Consider the following 18,635-nt stretch of genomic DNA (forward strand, 5'->3'; position numbering starts at 1 on the left):
GCGGCAAAACCGCGTCAGTCGCTCTAAGCCATTGCACTGATTGCCGAAAGCCTCAAATGAATCTGGAACAATCCCTTGACCGGTCGCCACAAGGGAAATAATCTCGGCGGCTCCTAGAGAAAAATTCAGACACGGTTTGTGGGGAAAAATGGCCGGGAAGACAGTGACACGCGCAGATCTTGCAGAATCTGTGTTTCGTAAAGTCGGGCTGTCCCGCACCGAATCCGCCGAACTGGTCGAAACGATCATCGACGAGATTTGTAATGCGATCACGCGTGGCGAGGTCGTCAAGCTCTCGTCCTTCGCGACATTTCAGATCAGGGAAAAGAACGAGCGTATCGGCCGCAACCCGAAAACGGGTGAGGAAGTTCCGATTTCGCCACGCCGCGTCATGACCTTCAAGGCGTCAAACGTGCTGAAACAGCGAATCCTGAAGGCGCATACGGCTCGCAAGACCAAGCAAAAGGGTCAGAAAGCCGGGGCGTAAGCCGGCTGTAACACGGGTTTTTTGCCGCATGGCAAGCCTTTATCCCCATTCTTCTTGTGAACATGCTTGAATTTCGACGTGCAAGCCGTTGAAATCTGGTCGACTCACATCATAATCAATTTTAGATAAATGGTATCTTGCCGCCACGGGCATCGGTGCGAGGATCGGGTTCGATTTTTCGCAAGACATGATGCACGGTATCGGCTGGTGAAAAGCGTTCTTGTTCAGTGTCCGGCTGGGTGCATGGCGCTCAAGGTCCGGATGGGAGTGGAAGTTTGGACAAAAGCCCCGACGCGTTTCGGACGATCAGTGAAGTGGCGGATGAGCTGAACCTGCCGCAGCACGTGCTGCGTTTCTGGGAAACGCGCTTTCCGCAGATCAAGCCGATGAAACGGGGTGGGGGCCGCCGTTATTACCGCCCTGATGATATCGATCTCCTCAAGGGCATTCGTCATCTTCTTTATGACCACGGCTACACCATCAAAGGTGTGCAGAAACTTCTGAAAACCAACGGAAACCGTTTCGTGGCGGCAATCGCGTCGGGCGATCTTGCTACCATGGAAGCCATCATGGCAGCGAGCGGCGAAAAGGAATTTGCCGAACCGCGCGTGCTGGATCCGGACGGAGACGAGGTCGTCGGCCGCCCGAAAGCCAAGCCGAGCGGCCGATTTTTCGGCTTCGGTGGCGGTAACAGCGATACCGAGATATCAGTCGGCAAATCTGGCATCGGCAAGGATGACCAAGCGCTGTTGCAGGAGGCGCTGTTCGATCTTCTCGAATGCAAGCGGCTGCTTGATCAGGTTCGCTGATCGTTTGTCCACAACTCTGTTCGAGCATTTTCAGGAAAAGCGAAGGCGCTCTGGAATGCCAACCTTTCAGAAACTCTCTTGACCGATAATGCGGCTCCGTAAAAAGGAGTCTGATCGTGAGCAATCGAAAACCGACAACGCGACGCCGTACGGCGAAGAAATCGGCCGGCGGCAGCGTTTGGCCCTGGGTGCTAATGCTGGGCGTCGTGGCCGGCGGCATTCAGGCTTACGAACATCGCGACAGTCTTATGCCGCAGCGGCATGTCGCGAAGGCAACATCCACGACGACAAATTCCCCCAAGATCGCCGTAGCCGCCAAACGCGAGACGGCCGCACCGGAGAAGGTGGCGGCCATCCGCCCCGCATCGCCGGTTTCACCGATCAATGGTCCGGTGCCGCCACGCTCGATTGCCATGCCGCCTGCGGCACAGCAGAGCCAGGTTGCCGCTATCCTGCCGGAAACACGCCCTTCGGTCGAAAAAGTCTCGCTGGGAGAAAAAAGCGGCGCCTTTGCCTTTTGTGGTCGCTCAGGTCTCACCAATTGCGTGGCCGATGGCAATACCTTCTGGATGAAGGGCGTGAAAATGCAACTCGCCGGCATCGAGGTCCCGCAGATCGACCGGGCGCGATGCATGGAAGAGCGTCAGCGCGGTTTCATTGCCAAGGTGCGGTTGCGGGATATGTTGAATGCCGGCGCATTCGATGTGGCGTCGTCGGCAACAGCCGGCGGGCAAGCCATGGAACGCAAACGGATTTCACGTTCGGGCGTATCCTTTGCCGATCAACTCGTGCGGGAAGGCCTGGCTCATCCGGTCTCGGCAAAAAATCAGTCCTGGTGTGGCTAAGGCCCGGTTGACCGAAACGGTGCGGCCTGTGTAGATGTGGCGCTGTCGGTGCTTGGGGTCAGGGTCTCGTTCGATCCTGTGCCTGAGGAATGACAAGGCAATTTTGTAGCGCCGGGGCCTGTTGGCACGCGGCGCGACAATGCGGACGTGGCGAAATCGGTAGACGCAGCAGACTTAAAATCTGCCGACCATTGGTCTTGCGGGTTCAAGTCCCGCCGTCCGCACCATTTCCATCTCCAATTAAAAGATTTCTCTGCCGTTTTCCTACGACATGCGGGCATTCGGGATGGATTCTGCGCCAGGATAGTCGATATCCGGGCAATCGATTGCATCATGACGGATGAGTCAGCCTAAAAAATGGGCTTGTTCACGCTCGCGGCATTTCTCCGTGAAAATCATCCAAAAGAGCCTATTGACCTTGCCACGATGGGAAGCCCTATCTTTTTTTTGTAAAGAGAAAAAGAGGTCATGCGCATGTCACAAATCCAGATACAGGCGAACCATTCGATAGCCATCGAGGGAATGACATGTGCCTCCTGCGTCGGTCGTGTCGAGAAGGCTATTGCCAAGGTGCCGGGGGTCGTCAAGGCTTCGGTCAATCTTGCGACGGAGCGCGCCGATATTGCTTTTTCAGGAGCGCCCAACGTTTCGGCCGTTGTCGATGCCGTGCGAAATGCAGGCTATAGCGTCGACGAGAAAACCATCGAACTCGATATCGAGGGCATGACTTGCGCGTCCTGTGTCGGCCGTGTCGAAAAGGCGCTGAAGGCCGTTTCCGGTGTCTCCGACGCGAGTGTCAATCTCGCAACGGAGCGCGCCACCGTCCGCGTCGCCGGCAATGCCGTCTCTGCCGCCAGGCTGGCCGAAGCAATCAGCCAAGCCGGTTACAAGGCAAACGAGATCGTCGCCGACAAGGCCAAGGGTGACGAGCCGGACCGGCGCGAAGCCGAATTGCGCGGTTTGAAAATCAGCCTGGCCACCGCTGTTGCCCTGACGCTGCCGGTCTTCATTCTGGAGATGGGCTCGCATCTTGTGCCCGCCATCCATGATTTCGTGATGGAAACCGTCGGCATGCGGGAAAGCTGGTATCTGCAATTCGCGCTGACCACGCTTGTCCTCTTCGGGCCGGGCCTGCGGTTCTTCAAAAAAGGCATCCCCGCACTTCTGCGGCTGGCGCCAGATATGAATTCGCTGGTGGTGCTGGGCACTGCCGCCGCCTGGGGGTTCTCGGTCGTCGCCACCTTCGTGCCCGAAATCCTGCCGAGAGGCACGGCCAATGTCTATTATGAGGCCGCAGCGGTGATCGTCACGCTTATCCTGCTCGGCCGTTTCCTCGAGGCGCGCGCCAAGGGCCGCACCAGCGAGGCGATAAAGCGGCTCGTCGGCCTGCAGGCCAAGTCGGCCCGTGTGATGCGCAATGGTGAAACCATCGATGTGCCGCTGCAGGATGTTGCGACCGGCGATGTCATCGTCGTCCGTCCCGGCGAGAAAGTGCCAGTCGATGGTCTGGTGCTTGATGGTTCTTCCTATGTCGACGAATCGATGATTACAGGCGAACCGGTGCCGGTGACCAAGACGGCTGGGTCCGAAGTCGTGGGCGGTACGGTCAACAGAAACGGCTCCTTCACGTTCCGCGCCACGAAGGTCGGTGCCGACACGCTGATCGCGCAGATCATCCGCATGGTCGAGGAAGCGCAGGCCGACAAACTGCCGATACAGGCGCTGGTGGACAAGGTGACCAACTGGTTCGTGCCAGCAGTCATGCTCGCTGCACTCGTCACCTTCATCGTCTGGTTCATTCTCGGACCGGACCCGGCCTTGACCTTTGCGCTGGTTAACGCCGTCGCTGTCCTCATCATCGCTTGCCCCTGCGCCATGGGCCTTGCCACCCCGACCTCGATCATGGTCGGAACCGGCCGTGCAGCCGAAATGGGCGTGCTGTTCCGGCGCGGCGATGCTCTCCAGACTTTGCGTGATGCCGATGTCATCGCCGTCGACAAGACCGGCACGCTGACGCTCGGCAAGCCGACACTGGTGCATTTCACCACGACAGAAGGCTTCGATCAGGATGAGGTGTTGCGCCTTGTCGCCTCGCTTGAGAGCCGTTCCGAGCATCCCATAGCCGAAGCGATCGTCGAGGCGGCAAAACATGGTGGCCTGACGCTTGCCGACGCGGCCGGCTTTGATGCGACCCCCGGTTTCGGCGTTGCGGCAACGGTTGACGGCCGCAAGGTCGAGGCGGGCGCCGACCGCTTCATGGTGAAGCTCGGTTACGACATTGCGAAGTTCGCCGACGATGCCGACCGGCTGGGCAGGGAAGGGCAGTCGCCGCTTTATGCCGCTGTCGATGGCCGGCTGGCCGCCATCATCGCTGTTGCCGATCCGATCAAGCCGACGACGCCGGAGGCGATCGCAGCGCTGCATGCTCTTGGTCTCAAGGTCACGATGATAACAGGCGATAACCGCCGCACGGCCGAAGCCATTGCCCGCCGTCTTGGTATCGACGAAGTGGTGGCGGAAGTACTGCCTGACGGCAAGGTCGAGGCCGTTAAAAGACTTGCGGCCGATGGCCGGCGGGTGGCCTTCGTCGGTGATGGCATCAACGATGCGCCGGCCCTTGCGGCGGCCGATGTCGGTCTCGCAATCGGCACGGGTACGGATGTCGCCATAGAAAGCGCCGATGTGGTGTTGATGTCTGGCGATTTGCGCGGTGTCGCGAATGCCATTGCGTTGTCCAAGGCGACGATCCGCAACATCCGCCAGAACCTGTTCTGGGCCTTTGCCTATAATGCCGCACTCGTTCCCGTGGCGGCCGGAATATTGTATCCTGCCAACGGTGTTCTGCTGTCGCCTGTCCTTGCTGCCGGAGCCATGGCGCTTTCCAGCGTGTTTGTCTTGACCAACGCGCTGCGTCTCAAAAGCTTCCGCCCGCCGCTGCTGGACAGATCGTCCGGCATGCAACTCGCAGCGGCAGAATAGGGGGCGGATGTGATGACGCCTGGAAACACAGTCTATTTGCCACGTATCGGACGTAGCATTGTGGCAGCGCAGGGCGAGACCGTCCTTCAGGCCGCCCTTGCCGCCGGAATTTCCTATCCGCACGGCTGTCGCATGGGCCGGTGCGGGGCGTGCAAATCGCACCTCGTCTCAGGCGAGATCGACCTTCTCAAGCATACGCCCTTTTCGTTGACAGAAGAGGAAAAGGCGGAAGGGCTGACACTCGCCTGCCGCGCCGTGCCGTTGAGCGACGTGACGATCGGCTGGCTCGACGGTGAGGATGAGTTTGCCGATATTCCGACCGGCCGCTTTGATGGCGTCATCGCGGAAGCGGTAGATGCGACGCATGATATCAAGCTCATCCGCATCAGGCTCGACGATCGCGAACTGTTTACCTTCAAGGCCGGCCAATATGTGCGCCTGCTTTATCCGGACTGTTCGCCGCGTGACTATTCCATTGCCAGCCGCATCGATGAGGACCTGATCGAATTCCATATCCGGCATGTCCCCGGCGGCGTCACGAGTGGCCATATTTTCGCGAACGCCAAGGCGGGTGACCCTGTCGTGCTGGTCGGTCCCTTCGGGTCTTCGTATCTGCGGGAAAAGCATTGCGGACCGATCCTCGGTATTGCCGGCGGTTCGGGGCTGGCGCCGGTGAAGGCGGTGGTAGAGGCAGCGCTTGCCACTGATCGGACCACGGGCCGGCAACGCCCGATCCATGTCTATTTCGGCGCCCGCGCCGAGCGTGACCTCTATATGGTCGACCGTTTCGAAGAACTTGCCGTAAGCCACGGCAATCTGAGCTTCGTTCCGGTTCTCTCGAATGAAGACCATGCGCAGATGCGGCGCGGTTATGTCGGTTCCGCCGTGGCGGACGACTTCGACGATCTCGATGGCTGGAAAGCCTATCTGGCCGGACCGCCGGCGATGATCGAGGCAACGGTGCCGCAGCTCTTGGCAAGGGGCATCCGCACCGCCGACATTCATGCAGACGTGTTTTTCACCCCGGAAAGATAGGAGCAGGATCGATGAACATTGGTACAGCCGCCACCGCATCCGGTGTTTCCGCAAAGATGATCCGCCACTACGAGACGATCGGGCTGATCAAATCCGCAAACCGCACGGAATCCGGTTATCGGGTCTACACGACCAACGATCTGGAGACGCTGCGTTTCATCCGCCGCGGCCGCGACCTCGGTTTCTCGATCGAAAAGATCAGGCAGCTCATGACCCTGTGGCGCGATCCCGGCGGTGCATCCTGCGACGTCAAGCGCATCGTCATGGAACATGTCGTAGATCTGGAGGCCAAGATGCATGCTCTTCGGGAGATGGCCGACACGCTGCGAAATATCGCGACCTATTGCCCTGACAATGGTGAACCGGATTGCCCGATCATTCAGGATCTTGCCCAATCTGAAGATCCCGATTTTACGCCGGTGGCGATCCTACCCAAGCGTTCCGGCATGCTGAAAGGCACGTCCGGTGTGGTGACGGATTTGCCGCGCCTCATGAAATAAACCGCATTTCCCCGGCGGGGACCGATCATCAATTGCAGTGCAATGGCCATTTGCGGCGAAGGAGAACAGGCAATGTGGATACAGATAATACAACGCTTCCTTATTCTGTGCCTTATGCTGATGATCGTCTCCGTCATCGCGTTTCTTTTGCCCTACATGGCCGGTGGCGATCCTGCCCGCACCATTCTGTTTTCGCGCATGCGCGATACGGCGCTCGATCCGCATGCGGTCGAGGCCCTTCGGTTAAGCCTCGGGCTCGACCGGCCGCTTTACGTCCAATATTTCGCATGGCTGTCGGGCGCGCTGCGCGGTGATCTGGGCTTTTCCTTCACCAGCAGCCAGCCCGTGGCGGGTGAGCTTTTGCGCTCTCTCGGCGTGTCCGTGACATTGGCACTGACGGCGCTGGCGATTGCGGTCGCCGTCGCCCTGCCGCTCGGCACGTTGGCGGCGATGCGTCCGGGTGGCCGGCTGGACAATTTCGCAACGCTGATGATCCAGACCTTCGTTGCCACGCCGGAATACTGGTTTGCGCCGATGTCGGCGCTCGTCTTTGCGCTTTATCTCGGCTGGTTGCCGTCCGCGGGCTGGGATAGCTGGCGCTCGCTGGTGCTTCCCGCTTTGACGTTGACGCTGCGCCCACTGGCCTATTTCACGCAGGTGACGCGCGCCGCCATGGCTGAGGTTCTGCGCGCGCCTTACATCACGGCGGCCCGCAGCCGCGGTCTCGGCATGCATGGCACGGTCATGCGCCACGGCATTCGCAACGGTTCGCTTCCGATCGTCACCTTCTTTGCCCTGTGGCTTGCGGGCCTGCTTGGCGGATCGGTGGTCGTGGAGGTGATATTCGCCATCCCCGGAATGGGCCGGCTTCTTTACGACGCCGTGGTCAATCGGGACATCCCCATGCTGCAGGGCGGTTTCATCTGCATCGTCGCCCTTTCCATCCTGATCAATACCCTGGCCGATGGCCTCTATGTCCTGATCAATCCAGCAATGCGAGGTCAACATGACCATTAGTCACTTCCCGAGCGCGCCGGTAGCCGCCATGCCAATGACCTTGCCCAAGCGCCCGTCGACACTTTTCCGGTTCACGGATTTCATCCGCCGGCGGCACTGGACGTTCTACGCGGGTTCGGCGATTTTTCTCGTCATCATCGTGCTGCTCGTCATCGCGCCGTGGATTTCGCCCTATAATCCCGCGCAGCAAAGCCTTCGCCTGCGGTTGAATGCGCCAAGCGCCGCCTACTGGCTGGGCACTGACCATCTCGGGCGTGATGTCTTGAGCCGGTTGCTTATCGGTGGACGCTTCACGGTCACGATTGCCGCCATCACCGTCATTCTGTCGGTCGCCATCGGAACATTCATCGGCATCATCAGCGGTCGCAGCCGCGGCGTTGTCGATGAAGTCCTGATGCGGGTGGTGGATCTGCTCATCGCCATCCCTGACGTGGTGATCGCCATTTTCCTCGTCGCCATCTTTGGCCCGGGATATGGAACATTGATCGCGTCGCTGACGATCGTCGGCTGGACACCTTTTGCGCGACTGGCACGCGGGCTGACGCTTTCGATCAATTCCAGAGAATATATGCGCGCCGCCGAGGTGCTTGGATGCACACGCCGCTTCATTATTTTCCGGCATGTCATTCCCAACACGATCTGGCCCATCGCAGCAGTTGCCTTCCTGCGCTTCGGCCACAAGCTGATCACGGTGGGCGGACTGTCGTTTCTCGGCCTCGGCGTGCAGCCGCCTGCCGCAGACTGGGCGCTGATGTTGGCCGATGCGCAGGCCTATGCGGAACGTATGCCCATTCTCGTGATCGCACCAGGTCTGGCGATTTTCCTGTCGGCGTTGAGCGTGACATGGATCGGCCACGGCCTGAACATGGATACCAGGAAACCGAACGGCCATTGACGCCTGCGGTTAGAGCAATGACCGGCGCCCGCGCCGATCAAACATACACAGGGCACGATAGCCCCAAGGAGAGTATTATCGTCTGAAGCCGCTTGAAAATACGCCCATGCCTCCGATGCAATAATAATAAGGGGAACTCTTATGAATATCGAAGGACACACGCATGCCAATACGGCCATCGCCCCGGAACGGACACCGCTTCTGGAAATCGAGGATCTGCACGTTTCGGTGCCGTCTGGAAATGGCCGCAAGTTTGTTATCTCCGGTCTGACGCTCTCCGTCGATGCCGGAGAGGTCGTTGCACTGGTCGGCGAATCCGGATCCGGCAAGAGCATGACGGCTCTGTCGCTGATGCGGCTGTTGCCGCACGGCGCGGAAATCAACTCCGGCCGCATTTCCTTTGCCGGGCGCGACATTCTCGCTCTCTCGCCCTCCGAGCTTGATGCGTTGCGCGGCGCCGATATCGGAATGCTTTTTCAGCAACCGCAGGCCATGCTCGATCCGACCAGCCGGGTGAGGACGCAGGTCGCCGAGCCACTGTGGGTCCACCGCAAGATGAGCCGGCATGCGGCACTGGGCCGGGTTGTCGGCATGCTCTCGGATGTTGGAATTCCCGATCCGTCGGCGCGGGCGCAATGCTTCGCACATGAACTCTCCGGCGGCATGGCGCAGCGCGTCATGATTGCTGCGGCACTCTCCGGCAATCCGCAACTGCTGATCGCCGATGAACCGACGACGGCACTCGATGTCACCGTCCAGGCACAAATATTGCGCCTGCTCGACGATGAGCGTCGGAAGCGGCGGCTCGCCACGCTGCTCATCACCCATGACCTCTCGGTCGTTGCCGCTTTCGCGGACCGGATTGCGGTGATGTATGCTGGTCGCATTGTCGAGGAAGGGCCGACGCAGGCAATCCTCAAGGCGCCGCAACATCCCTATACCAAGGCGCTCATCAGCTGCTCGCTTCTGACGACCGACAGCGAGGGGCAGCTGCTGACGATCCCCGGCTCCAGCTCGCAGGCCCATGACATGTCCTGCGGTTGCCGTTTCCATCCCCGCTGCGCGCTTGCACAGTCGGCCGGCATGGGCGGCCGTTGCATGGCAACGGAGCCGGATCTGAATGCCTTGCCGGAAGGCCGCAAGGCGCGGTGCTGGGCGGTCGACGACGACCATGCCGGCAGCCATGCCAGTCACACAGTCTGCTGAAGGAGGGTTGCGATGCTATCGACAGTGAAAACACCGAACCAGCCTCAGGCGGATGGCAAGATCAAGCCCTATGTGGTCGCAAACAACCTGTGCAAATATTATCCGATATCGGGTTTCGGCAATCGCGTGGTCAAATCCGTGGACGATGTTTCCCTCACGATCGGCGAGGGTGAGGTTCTTGGTCTCGTTGGCGAATCCGGCTGCGGCAAAAGCACTGTCGCCGGGCTGATAACGCGGTTGACCAACGCGACGAAAGGCGAGGTCAGCATCGGAGACCACGATATTCTGCATATGCAGGGCGAGACGCTGCGGCGCATGCGCCGTGTCGTGCAACTGGTGTTCCAGGATCCCTATTCCGCGCTCGACCCGCGCATGCGCATAGGGCAAAGCATGGAAGCGCCGCTTGCCCAGCACGGCATCGGCACGCGCGAAGAACGCATCGCGCGCGTGTTCAAGATGCTGGAGGAGGTCGGCCTCGATGCCTCCTATTATGACCGTTATCCGAGCCAGTGCTCCGGCGGGCAGTTGCAACGCGTGGTCATAGGACGCGCGCTTCTTCTCAATCCAAGCTTCCTTGTGTGCGACGAACCGACATCGGCGCTCGACGCCTCCATGCGCACGCAGATCCTGAACCTCCTGATGGACATGAAGCGTCGTCATGGTTTGACGGTGCTGATGATTTCCCATGACCTGCGCGTGGTGCGTTATCTCTGCGACCGTATCGCGGTGATGTATCTCGGGCGGATCGTTGAAATCGCCGACCGGGATGAGCTTTTCCGGGCGCCTAAGCATCCCTATACGAAGGCTCTTATTGCCTCGTCGATGCTTGATGAAACCGGATTATATGCGCCGGAAATGCTTCTGGATGGTGATCTGCCAAGCCCGCTCAATCCTCCAAGTGGCTGCAAGTTTCACACCCGCTGCAAATATGCGACGCAGATTTGCAGCGAACAGGAACCGGTTCTGGAAGACGTTGCCGGGGAGCATTTCGCTCGTTGCCATCACTGGCGCGAATGGGGCTGAGGAGCAGCGCAGTTACAGTCTTCTGGTTCTGTAAAAACAGATGAATTGTGCGTTTGTGAATTAATATCGGAATTAAATTCCGAGTATAAAAACATAAAATGAATGATATTCAAGCGGATGTTCGTGGAGCGTCCGAAGGATATTCTTATGTCTTTCGAGATCTATTTTGTGAAGATATTAAATCTCGTGAGACGACTGAATTTTGAGCGTTGTCATCAAAAATAAAAGGGGAATATTCAATGATAAAGCACGTACTTTTGGCGACAAGCGCCATTGTGGTCTCTTTTGGAACGCAAGCGGCAACGGCCGGAACGATCACCTATGACGATTATACCGGCGTCAAGACCGGCTGGCAGATGGCTTCCGACGATGCCTATCTCGGTTCGCGCGCAGGGTGTTTCGAAAGCATGGTCCGCGTCGGCTATGACACCGCACTGGAGCCGGGCTTGGCCGAATCCTGGACACAAACCTCACCGAAGGTTTGGGAGTTCAAGTTGCGCAAGGGCGTGAAGTTCCAGAACGGCGAGCCGCTTAATGCAAAAGCCGCGGTCAATGCGCTCACCAATCTTCTGAAAGCGCCCGTTCCGGCCCGGGCCTTTTCGCCTAAGCTGGTCGCTGCCGTCGAGGTTGGTGGCGACGATATCGTGAAGATCACGACCATCGAGCCATCGGTGCTGCTGCCGGCGCAAATGGCAAGCCCGGCGACTTCGATCCTCGCGCCATCCGCCTATAAGGACGGCAAGGTCGATCCGATCGGAACCTGCACCGGACCGTTCAAGATCACCAAGGTCGATGCCAGCCAATATATGGAACTGACGGCGAACCATGACTATTGGAACGGTATGCCGAAGCTCTCGGGCGGCCGTGTGAACTTTATTCCGGATGCCGATACCCGCGCCACCCAGATAAGAAGCGGTGAGGTGCAGATTTCGCGCGTGATTCCACCTTGGGCGGTAAAGACCATTGTAGCCACGAAGGGTGTCAAGGTTGCGCCAATTACCGTGCCCCGGATTACGGAAATGCTGCTCAATAATTCGAAGCCGCCGTTTAAGGACATCAAGGTTCGGCAGGCGATCCGGGCCGCCATCGACACCGCCGGTATTGCCGACAGCATCTATGAAGGCATGGTAAACCCCGCAACGATGCCCTTCGCACCGGGAGAGCCGTGGGCGCCGCAAAACGTCACGCCCGCTTATGACATAGAGAAGGCAAAGGCTCTGCTGAAAGAGGCGGGCATTGCCCCCGGCAGCCTGAAGCTGACACTTCTGGCCTATACTGAAAGAACCGAACTCAAGGATGTTGCCGCCGTTATTCAGGCCCAATTGCAGGAAATCGGCATCAAGGTCGATGTTCGCGTTGCTGATTACACTGCGATCGAGCCCGATCTCCTGTCCGGCAATTTCGACATGGTCCTTCTGTCACGCGGTTATGCCACCGATGTTGCAGAACCGATCGGGTTCCTCAACGCCGACTATACCTGCGGAGGCGGCTACAACATCTCGCATTATTGCAGTGAGGAGACGGACAAGCTGATCAAATCTGCCTATATGGCGGCTGAGCCGGCAAAACGTTACGCCATCTATGCCGAGGCGGCGAAGCGGATTTACGACGAAGCCGTCACCGTCTACCTCGTCCATGAGACCGCTTTCGATGCCTATTCGGACAAGGTCGAAAACTTCAAGCCGCATCCGATCAACTACTTTATCATGACCAAGGATCTGGCAGTGAAATAGGCCAATGTGACATTGCTGACGAGATATGGCCCGGCTCGAAAGAGCCGGGTTTTGCCTGTTGACAGGCCATCGCCCACACTCAACGTCATCCTCGTCCTGAGGATCTTTCCACCTATCGTAAAATCAATAGGTATCAGATGCCCGGACAGGCCCGAGCATGATGAAGGACAGGTTTTCAGACCTTGTCAGCCGTTGAAAATACGAATTTCAGGAACCGGGAAAACCTCCACTGTCATCCCCGGTCGAAAGGGAGAGTCACTTGCCGCGGGAGGTATGGAGAAGGACGAACGTTGGTATCGTCCAGCGGCTGTCACGCAAGCTCGGCGTGAAGCGGGGGCAGGCAGGTCGATCCGGCGGCAGGGATGAAGGCCGCCGCCGGCATCTCGTCAAATCAGGCGCGCGCTTCCGGCGTATAGCCTGCAGCGGTGATGATTTCAGCAATACGTGCCGCGTCGGAGACGCCGCCAACCACAACCGTGCGGCTTGCCGGATCAGCATGAACGGCGGCGCCGGGAACGGTCTTTTCGATAGCGCCCTTGATCACACCGGCGCAGTGACCGCAGGTCATGTCTTCAACGTGGAAAGAAAGGTCGGCATCAACAGGTGCGGCAGCGGTTTCGGGGTGATGCTGGTGGGCGGTGCACATAGGCGGTTCTCCTTGGGTTGGAACTTGTAACAGCAGGAGCCTGAACTATTCCAACGTGGGAAGGTCAAGCGCTTTATTAAGGCAGCCAAAATAAGCGCACCGGCATTTTAGTTGCGCCAGAAAATCGGCATCAGCAGCACGAGAACGGTGAGGATTTCCAGACGTCCAAGCAACATCAGGACAGACAGGAGATAGAGCGCCGGATCGCTGATCGTGGAGAAATTGCCGACAGGCCCGATGATCGGGCCGATGCCGGGGCCGACATTGGCAAGTGCGGTCGCAACGCCCGAGGTCGCAGTCAGGAAATCGTAACCCATCAGGCTCATGGCGAGGCTGCCGGCGATCCAGAGCGCGATGAAACAGCTGACGAAAAGGAAGATCGTCCGGATCGTGTCGGGATCGACCACCTGCTGGCCGTAACGGACCGAATAAACCGCGTTCGGATAGATCAGCTTTTTGAGGCCTGCCCGAACGACATTGAACATGATCAGAAAACGATAGGCCTTGATACCACCCGCCGTCGAGCCGGAGCAGCCGCCCATGAAGGTTGCGAAAAATGCAACGACGACAACGAACGGACCCCACAGCGTGTAGTCGTCGCTCGCAAAGCCACCGGTCGAGAGGATTGATGTCATGTTGAAGAAGGAGTGGCTGAGCGCAGTATCCAGCGGTACGCCGTTTCTAAGGTGGTGATAAACGCCGACTGCGATGGAAATCGCGCAGAGATAGCCAAGGAAGACCGCTATCTGCGGGTCGCGCAGCGTCTCCAACCTGCGGCGCACCGCAAGCAGGATCATCACCGAGAAGGGCAGGCTGCCGAAGATCAGGAAGATGGTGGCAATCCAAAGCAGCGCCGTGTTGTTGAAATAGGCAAACGAGGCGTCGTGGGTGGAAAAACCGCCGGTCGCAACCGTCGACATGGCATGGTTGAGGGCATCGAAATGCGACATGCCAGCAAAATCGAAAGCCACCGTGCAGGCGATGGTCATGATGATGTAGATCGCCACGAAAGCGCGGGTGAAGCTTGCCAGCCGCGCGAAGGGCCGGTCATTGCCGGTGTCGGATGATTCCATGCGGAAGAAGGTCATGCCGCCAACGCGCAAGAGCGGCAGGATGAAGAGGCCAAGCGCGACAATACCGATGCCGCCGAGCCAACAGAGCAACGACCGCCACAGAAGAATGCCCTGCGGCGCATTATCGAGGCCGGATATGGCGGTCGATCCCGTCGTCGTGATGGCCGAGACCGATTCGAAAAGGGCCTGACCGGGCGTCAGGTCAAGCTCGGACAGATAGAGCGGAACCGCTCCGACAATGGAAAATACAAGCCAGAGCACGTTGACGAGCAGGAAGCCGAAGCGTTTGTTGAAGGACGCGATCGGTGCGCGCGTGGCCAGCGCACAGGCAAGCGCAAAGCCGCCGCACATGAAGCCTGAAAGCGCAAACACCGTCCAGTCGTCATTGCCGTAATAAAGGTCCGTCAGCGCGGGCAGGAACATGGCCGTCGCGAGATAGAGCCCGAAGATGGACGCCACATATATGACCGAGCGCAGAAGATTGCTGTTCAAGAAATGAAACCCAGGGTTCGTGGCAGCGTGAAATGAGTCTTTGTCTCTGACGCCTTCCTATGGCATAGCGGGTGCCATTATGAATTTCAATGGATTGACAATCGTGGACAAGCAGCTTGTGGAGGCAGCGCGGCGGGAAGTGCGGGAGATATTCCCGGAAACGCCGTTGCAGTTGAATGAACATCTCAGCCGTCGGTATGGCGCGTCGATTTGGCTGAAGCGTGAGGATCTGTCTCCGGTTCGTTCCTACAAGATTAGAGGCGCATTCAACTTTCTCCGCAAGGCTGTTGCGAAGGCTGGCAAGGACAAGGTTTTCGTCTGTGCTTCGGCCGGCAACCATGCGCAGGGGTTTGCTTTCGCCTGCCGCCATTTCGGCGTTCACGGTGTTGTTTTCATGCCGGTGACCACGCCGCAGCAGAAGATCGACAAGACCCGTATCTTCGGTGGTGAATTCATCAGCATCCGTCTGGTGGGCGATATTTTCGACCAATGTTACGCCGCCGCGCGCAAATACGTCGAAGACAATGACGCCTACATGGTGCCGCCCTTCGACCATCAGGATATCATCGAAGGCCAGGCGACGGTTGCTGCCGAAATCATGGACCAGCTCCCCGAAGGCACCAAACCGGATATGGTTGTCATGCCGGTTGGCGGCGGCGGGCTTTCGGCAGGCCTTACCGGCTTTCTGGCGGGCACCGTTGAAAAGGGCAACTTCGTGTTCTGCGAGCCGGAAGGCGCGCCGAGCCTGAAAAGGAGCCTCGAGCGTGGCGAAGCGGTAACGCTCCCCAAGGTCGACAATTTCGTCGACGGCGCCGCTGTTGCCCGCATCGGCGATCTCAACTTCCAGGCGCTGAAGGATTTTCCGGCCGAGCAGGTTTTGCTCATCCCCGAAAACGCCATCTGCGTGACCATCATCGAGATGCTGAACCTCGAAGGCGTGGTGCTGGAGCCAGCGGGTGCGCTGTCCATTGCCGCGCTGGAGAAGCTCGGCCGCGAGAAACTGGAAGGCAAGACGGTTATCGTCGTCGTCTCCGGCGGCAATTTCGATTTCGAGCGGCTGCCTGACGTCAAGGAACGCGCCATGCGTTACACCGGCGTGAAGAAATACTTCATTCTGCGCCTGCCGCAGCGCCCCGGCGCGCTGCGCGATTTCCTCAATCTGCTTGGCCCGGACGACGATATCGCCCGTTTCGAGTATCTGAAGAAATCGGCCCGCAATTTCGGTTCGATCCTGATCGGCATCGAAACCAACGCGCAGGAAAACTTCGCAGGGCTTCTGGAGCGTTTCGAGGCTGCAGGCCTCGGCTATGAGGATATTACCGAAAACGAGATCCTGTCGAACCTGATCATCTGATCGGGATAAGAGCGACGGGAAGGGCGGAGCATATCCGCCCTTCGAAATGCGAGACAGATTAAGGGAGTGAAAGCCATGGCATCGTTTTTTTCCAAAATCCTTTCGGCCTTCGGCTCCGGCCAGTCCGCGGATGCGCCGCAGAAGGCAGCGCAGTCGGAACCGCATGTGCATGGAGACTATCTGATCTATGCGACGCCGCTGAAGGAAGGCGGCCAGTTCCGTTTGGCGGGCCGCATCGAGAAAAAGGACGGCGAGGAAACGCTCGTACATGAATTCGTGCGCGCCGATGTCTTCACCAGCATGGACGATGCGGTTGAGTTCACCATCCGTAAGGCAAAGCTGATCATCGACCAGAACGGTGCATCGCTTTTCCCAGGAAAATGATGGCGGTTTCTTCTGCTGGACATTAAGATTCCGTTGGTTGCTTCGGCCTATCGTCTTCAGAGGGCATGAAGTCGCGCCGATGAACCGGCGCGATGTGGATCGATAGGGCGTATGCCGATGCAATGGGCAAATCTGGCCCTCTTCGTGGCGGAAGCCATCGTCTATTTTTCGGTAATGACGGCATTCCTTCATTACCGGCATATTCTCGGCATCGGTGTTTTTCTCACCGCGCTGGGTGTCATGCATTTCCTGGAAACCTATCTGGCGGCGGTCTTTTACGTCGAGCTGCCATTTGGCGTGGTATCACCCGGCTCCTCGATCCTTTTTGCCGGCAAACTGATGATGATCCTCATGCTCTATATGCGCGAGGATGCGGCAGTCGTCCGCCAGCCGATCTACGGCCTGTTTCTCGGCAATATACTCACCATCATCATGGTGCAGATCATCCGCTTCCATCCGACGGTGGCAATTGTCCCCGGACAGTCGGTAGATACCGGATTTCTGGATGAGATGGGCGTGCTGATGGTCTGGGGAACCAGCCTGCTTTATATCGACGCCATCGCCATCATCCTGTTTTACGAAAAGCTGGGACGCTATTTGCAGCGCCTTATTGTCCTGCGCTTCGCAATCTGTGGCGTGGTGATTTTGAGCCTGGATCAGGCAGGCTTTTACGCGGCGTTGCGATATATGCTGAACGCGCCGGTCGATGTCTTTTACGATGGCTGGAAAGCGAAGATGGTGGCCGTTGCCATCTATGCTCTGCTCTTTGCCATTTATCTGAAGCTGACGGCGGCGAAAGGCCGCTTCCTGACGCGCCGCAGCGTTGCCGATGTCTTCAACGACCTCACATTCAGGGAGCGCTACGAGGAGCTTCTGTCCCGGTCTGGCCGCGACATGCTGACCGGTGTGTCTGACCGCGCCCGCATGGAACTCGATGCGCCGTCCGTCGTCGTGGAATGTCTGGAAAAGAAACGTCCCGTTAGCGTGCTGATCGTCGATATCGATCACTTCAAGACCGTCAACGACACCTTTGGGCACTTGCAGGGCGATGAGATGTTGCGGGAATTCGCCGCCGTTCTGAAACGCATCGTGCAACCGCACGGCCATCTCTACCGGTTCGGCGGCGAGGAGTTCGTGGCCCTGTTGCCGACGATGACCCATGAGGGGGCACTTGCCTTTTCAGCAGGTCTGCGGACGGCGATATTGAAGGATCTGCAACGGCCAGACGGTTCGCCACTGACTGTCAGCATCGGCGTCGCCACGGCTTTCGAGGACGGGCAGCTTTTCCGCGCGCTGCTATCGGAAGCCGATGCGCGGCTCTATGCGGCAAAAAATAACGGCCGCGATCAGGTGCACGGCCGTTACGGAATGTGGGTCGGCTGATACCGGCAATCGAGCCGGCATCACCACGTGTCAATTGGCGCCTCAGGCTGCCTGCGCCAGTTCGGCAACCTTTGCTTCGGCTGCCGCAATGGCCTTCTCAACGGCTTCCGGTCCAAATGCCAGACCTTCGACATAGATCACTTCAACATCCGTCATGCCCATGAAGCCAAGAACGGTCTTGAGGTAGGGAACGGCGTGGTTCATCGACACAGCCGGGCCTTCGGAATAAACGCCGGCGGCGGCCAGCACGATGTAGACCTTCTTGCCGGTGGCAAGACCAACCGGGCCGGTTTCGGTGTACTTGAAGGTCTGGCCAGCGCGGGCGACGTTGTCGATCCACGACTTCAGGCCGGAATAGATATTGAAGTTGATGAGGCCGGTGCCGATGACGACAGTGTCGGCGGCCATAAGCTCTGCAACCAGCTTGTCGGAAAAATCGGCTGCAACCGCTTCTTCAGCGGTGCGCTGGTCGGGAGCCTTGCGGATCGCAGCGGTCTTGACGGTGTCGAGATGCGGAATGGGGTCGGCAGCAAGATCGCGGTGGACAAGGGTATTGGAAGCCGACTTGGCCTTCAGCTTGTTTGCGAGTTCGCCGGAAAACTTGTTGGAAACCGACTCGTCGCCACGCGGGCTGGAGGTGATGAGCAGAATGTTGGACATGGTCTTTCCTTGCATAAGCGATGAATTGACGGGCGCCTTGGGAGGGCGGGAGAGCACGATGCCCTTCCTTTGCCCCCTATATGACCAATTGATGCCATCAAGAAAACTGTGATA

The 18,635-nt window shown here is 58.5% G+C and carries 17 protein-coding genes and 1 tRNA gene; 15 read left to right on the forward strand and 3 right to left on the reverse strand.

Features of this window, described 5'->3' with window-relative positions:
- The first annotated feature begins 148 nt into the window (after window positions 1-148).
- The 12 genes from QE432_RS18690 to QE432_RS18745 all read left to right on the forward strand — a co-directional run bounded on the left by QE432_RS18690 (window position 149) and on the right by QE432_RS18745 (window position 12,529).
- Window positions 149-487: an integration host factor subunit alpha gene (locus QE432_RS18690; protein WP_003512530.1), complete on the forward strand. Its 339-nt coding sequence runs from the start codon at window positions 149-151 to the stop codon at window positions 485-487.
- Window positions 488-762: 275 nt separating this feature from the next.
- Window positions 763-1,296 carry a MerR family transcriptional regulator gene (locus QE432_RS18695; protein ID WP_306625271.1) on the forward strand — a complete coding sequence of 178 codons (534 nt, stop codon included), beginning with the start codon at window positions 763-765 and terminating at the stop codon, window positions 1,294-1,296.
- 116 nt (window positions 1,297-1,412) lie between these two features.
- Entirely contained in the window at window positions 1,413-2,141 is a 729-nt protein-coding gene (locus tag QE432_RS18700) for a hypothetical protein (RefSeq protein WP_013635890.1), read from the forward strand.
- A 141-nt stretch (window positions 2,142-2,282) separates the two neighbouring features.
- Window positions 2,283-2,368: transfer RNA gene (locus QE432_RS18705), tRNA-Leu, on the forward strand.
- 247 nt (window positions 2,369-2,615) lie between these two features.
- Window positions 2,616-5,120 carry a heavy metal translocating P-type ATPase gene (locus QE432_RS18710; RefSeq protein ID WP_306627089.1) on the forward strand — a complete coding sequence of 835 codons (2,505 nt, stop codon included), beginning with the start codon at window positions 2,616-2,618 and terminating at the stop codon, window positions 5,118-5,120.
- 12 nt (window positions 5,121-5,132) lie between these two features.
- The gene (locus tag QE432_RS18715) at window positions 5,133-6,155 is read left to right on the forward strand and encodes a 2Fe-2S iron-sulfur cluster-binding protein (RefSeq protein WP_112154952.1); all 1,023 of its coding nucleotides are present in this window, start codon (window positions 5,133-5,135) and stop codon (window positions 6,153-6,155) included.
- 11 nt (window positions 6,156-6,166) lie between these two features.
- Window positions 6,167-6,655, forward strand: coding sequence for a Cu(I)-responsive transcriptional regulator (gene cueR / locus QE432_RS18720; RefSeq protein ID WP_013635893.1), 489 nt, complete (start codon window positions 6,167-6,169; stop codon window positions 6,653-6,655).
- A gap of 72 nt (window positions 6,656-6,727) precedes the next feature.
- On the forward strand, window positions 6,728-7,672 hold the full coding sequence (locus QE432_RS18725) for an ABC transporter permease (protein WP_003512536.1): 945 nt from the start codon (window positions 6,728-6,730) through the stop codon (window positions 7,670-7,672).
- Complete coding sequence (locus tag QE432_RS18730) at window positions 7,662-8,567, forward strand: ABC transporter permease (RefSeq protein WP_013635895.1); 906 nt, start codon at window positions 7,662-7,664, stop codon at window positions 8,565-8,567. The genes QE432_RS18725 and QE432_RS18730 overlap by 11 nt, the downstream gene beginning before the upstream one ends.
- A gap of 141 nt (window positions 8,568-8,708) precedes the next feature.
- Window positions 8,709-9,773, forward strand: coding sequence for an ABC transporter ATP-binding protein (locus tag QE432_RS18735; protein WP_065661117.1), 1,065 nt, complete (start codon window positions 8,709-8,711; stop codon window positions 9,771-9,773).
- A gap of 12 nt (window positions 9,774-9,785) precedes the next feature.
- Window positions 9,786-10,796 carry an ABC transporter ATP-binding protein gene (locus tag QE432_RS18740; protein WP_065704744.1) on the forward strand — a complete coding sequence of 337 codons (1,011 nt, stop codon included), beginning with the start codon at window positions 9,786-9,788 and terminating at the stop codon, window positions 10,794-10,796.
- A 239-nt stretch (window positions 10,797-11,035) separates the two neighbouring features.
- A complete protein-coding gene (locus tag QE432_RS18745; RefSeq protein ID WP_306625275.1) occupies window positions 11,036-12,529 on the forward strand; it encodes an ABC transporter substrate-binding protein in 1,494 nt (497 codons plus the stop codon).
- Between the two features lie 391 nt (window positions 12,530-12,920).
- On the opposite strand, the gene QE432_RS18750 is transcribed toward QE432_RS18745, so the two are convergent.
- Window positions 12,921-13,175 (reverse strand): heavy-metal-associated domain-containing protein, encoded by a 255-nt coding sequence (locus QE432_RS18750; RefSeq protein WP_003496638.1) that lies wholly within the window; start codon window positions 13,173-13,175, stop codon window positions 12,921-12,923.
- 107 nt (window positions 13,176-13,282) lie between these two features.
- Window positions 13,283-14,740 (reverse strand): TrkH family potassium uptake protein, encoded by a 1,458-nt coding sequence (locus tag QE432_RS18755; RefSeq protein WP_003512541.1) that lies wholly within the window; start codon window positions 14,738-14,740, stop codon window positions 13,283-13,285.
- A gap of 79 nt (window positions 14,741-14,819) precedes the next feature.
- On the opposite strand from QE432_RS18755, the gene ilvA reads away from it, so the two are divergent.
- The 3 genes from ilvA to QE432_RS18770 all read left to right on the forward strand — a co-directional run bounded on the left by ilvA (window position 14,820) and on the right by QE432_RS18770 (window position 17,861).
- Window positions 14,820-16,094 (forward strand): threonine ammonia-lyase, encoded by a 1,275-nt coding sequence (gene ilvA / locus QE432_RS18760; RefSeq protein ID WP_029658759.1) that lies wholly within the window; start codon window positions 14,820-14,822, stop codon window positions 16,092-16,094.
- Window positions 16,095-16,169: 75 nt separating this feature from the next.
- The gene (locus tag QE432_RS18765; RefSeq protein ID WP_013635901.1) at window positions 16,170-16,478 is read left to right on the forward strand and encodes an HlyU family transcriptional regulator; all 309 of its coding nucleotides are present in this window, start codon (window positions 16,170-16,172) and stop codon (window positions 16,476-16,478) included.
- Window positions 16,479-16,595: 117 nt separating this feature from the next.
- A complete protein-coding gene (locus tag QE432_RS18770) occupies window positions 16,596-17,861 on the forward strand; it encodes a GGDEF domain-containing protein (protein WP_306625278.1) in 1,266 nt (421 codons plus the stop codon).
- A 42-nt stretch (window positions 17,862-17,903) separates the two neighbouring features.
- Here QE432_RS18770 and QE432_RS18775 read toward each other — a convergent pair whose 3' ends face one another.
- A complete protein-coding gene (locus QE432_RS18775; protein ID WP_306625280.1) occupies window positions 17,904-18,521 on the reverse strand; it encodes an FMN-dependent NADH-azoreductase in 618 nt (205 codons plus the stop codon).
- Window positions 18,522-18,635 lie beyond the last annotated feature (114 nt).

Source organism: Agrobacterium sp. SORGH_AS_0745 (genome assembly GCF_030818995.1).
Lineage (GTDB): Bacteria > Pseudomonadota > Alphaproteobacteria > Rhizobiales > Rhizobiaceae > Agrobacterium > Agrobacterium tumefaciens.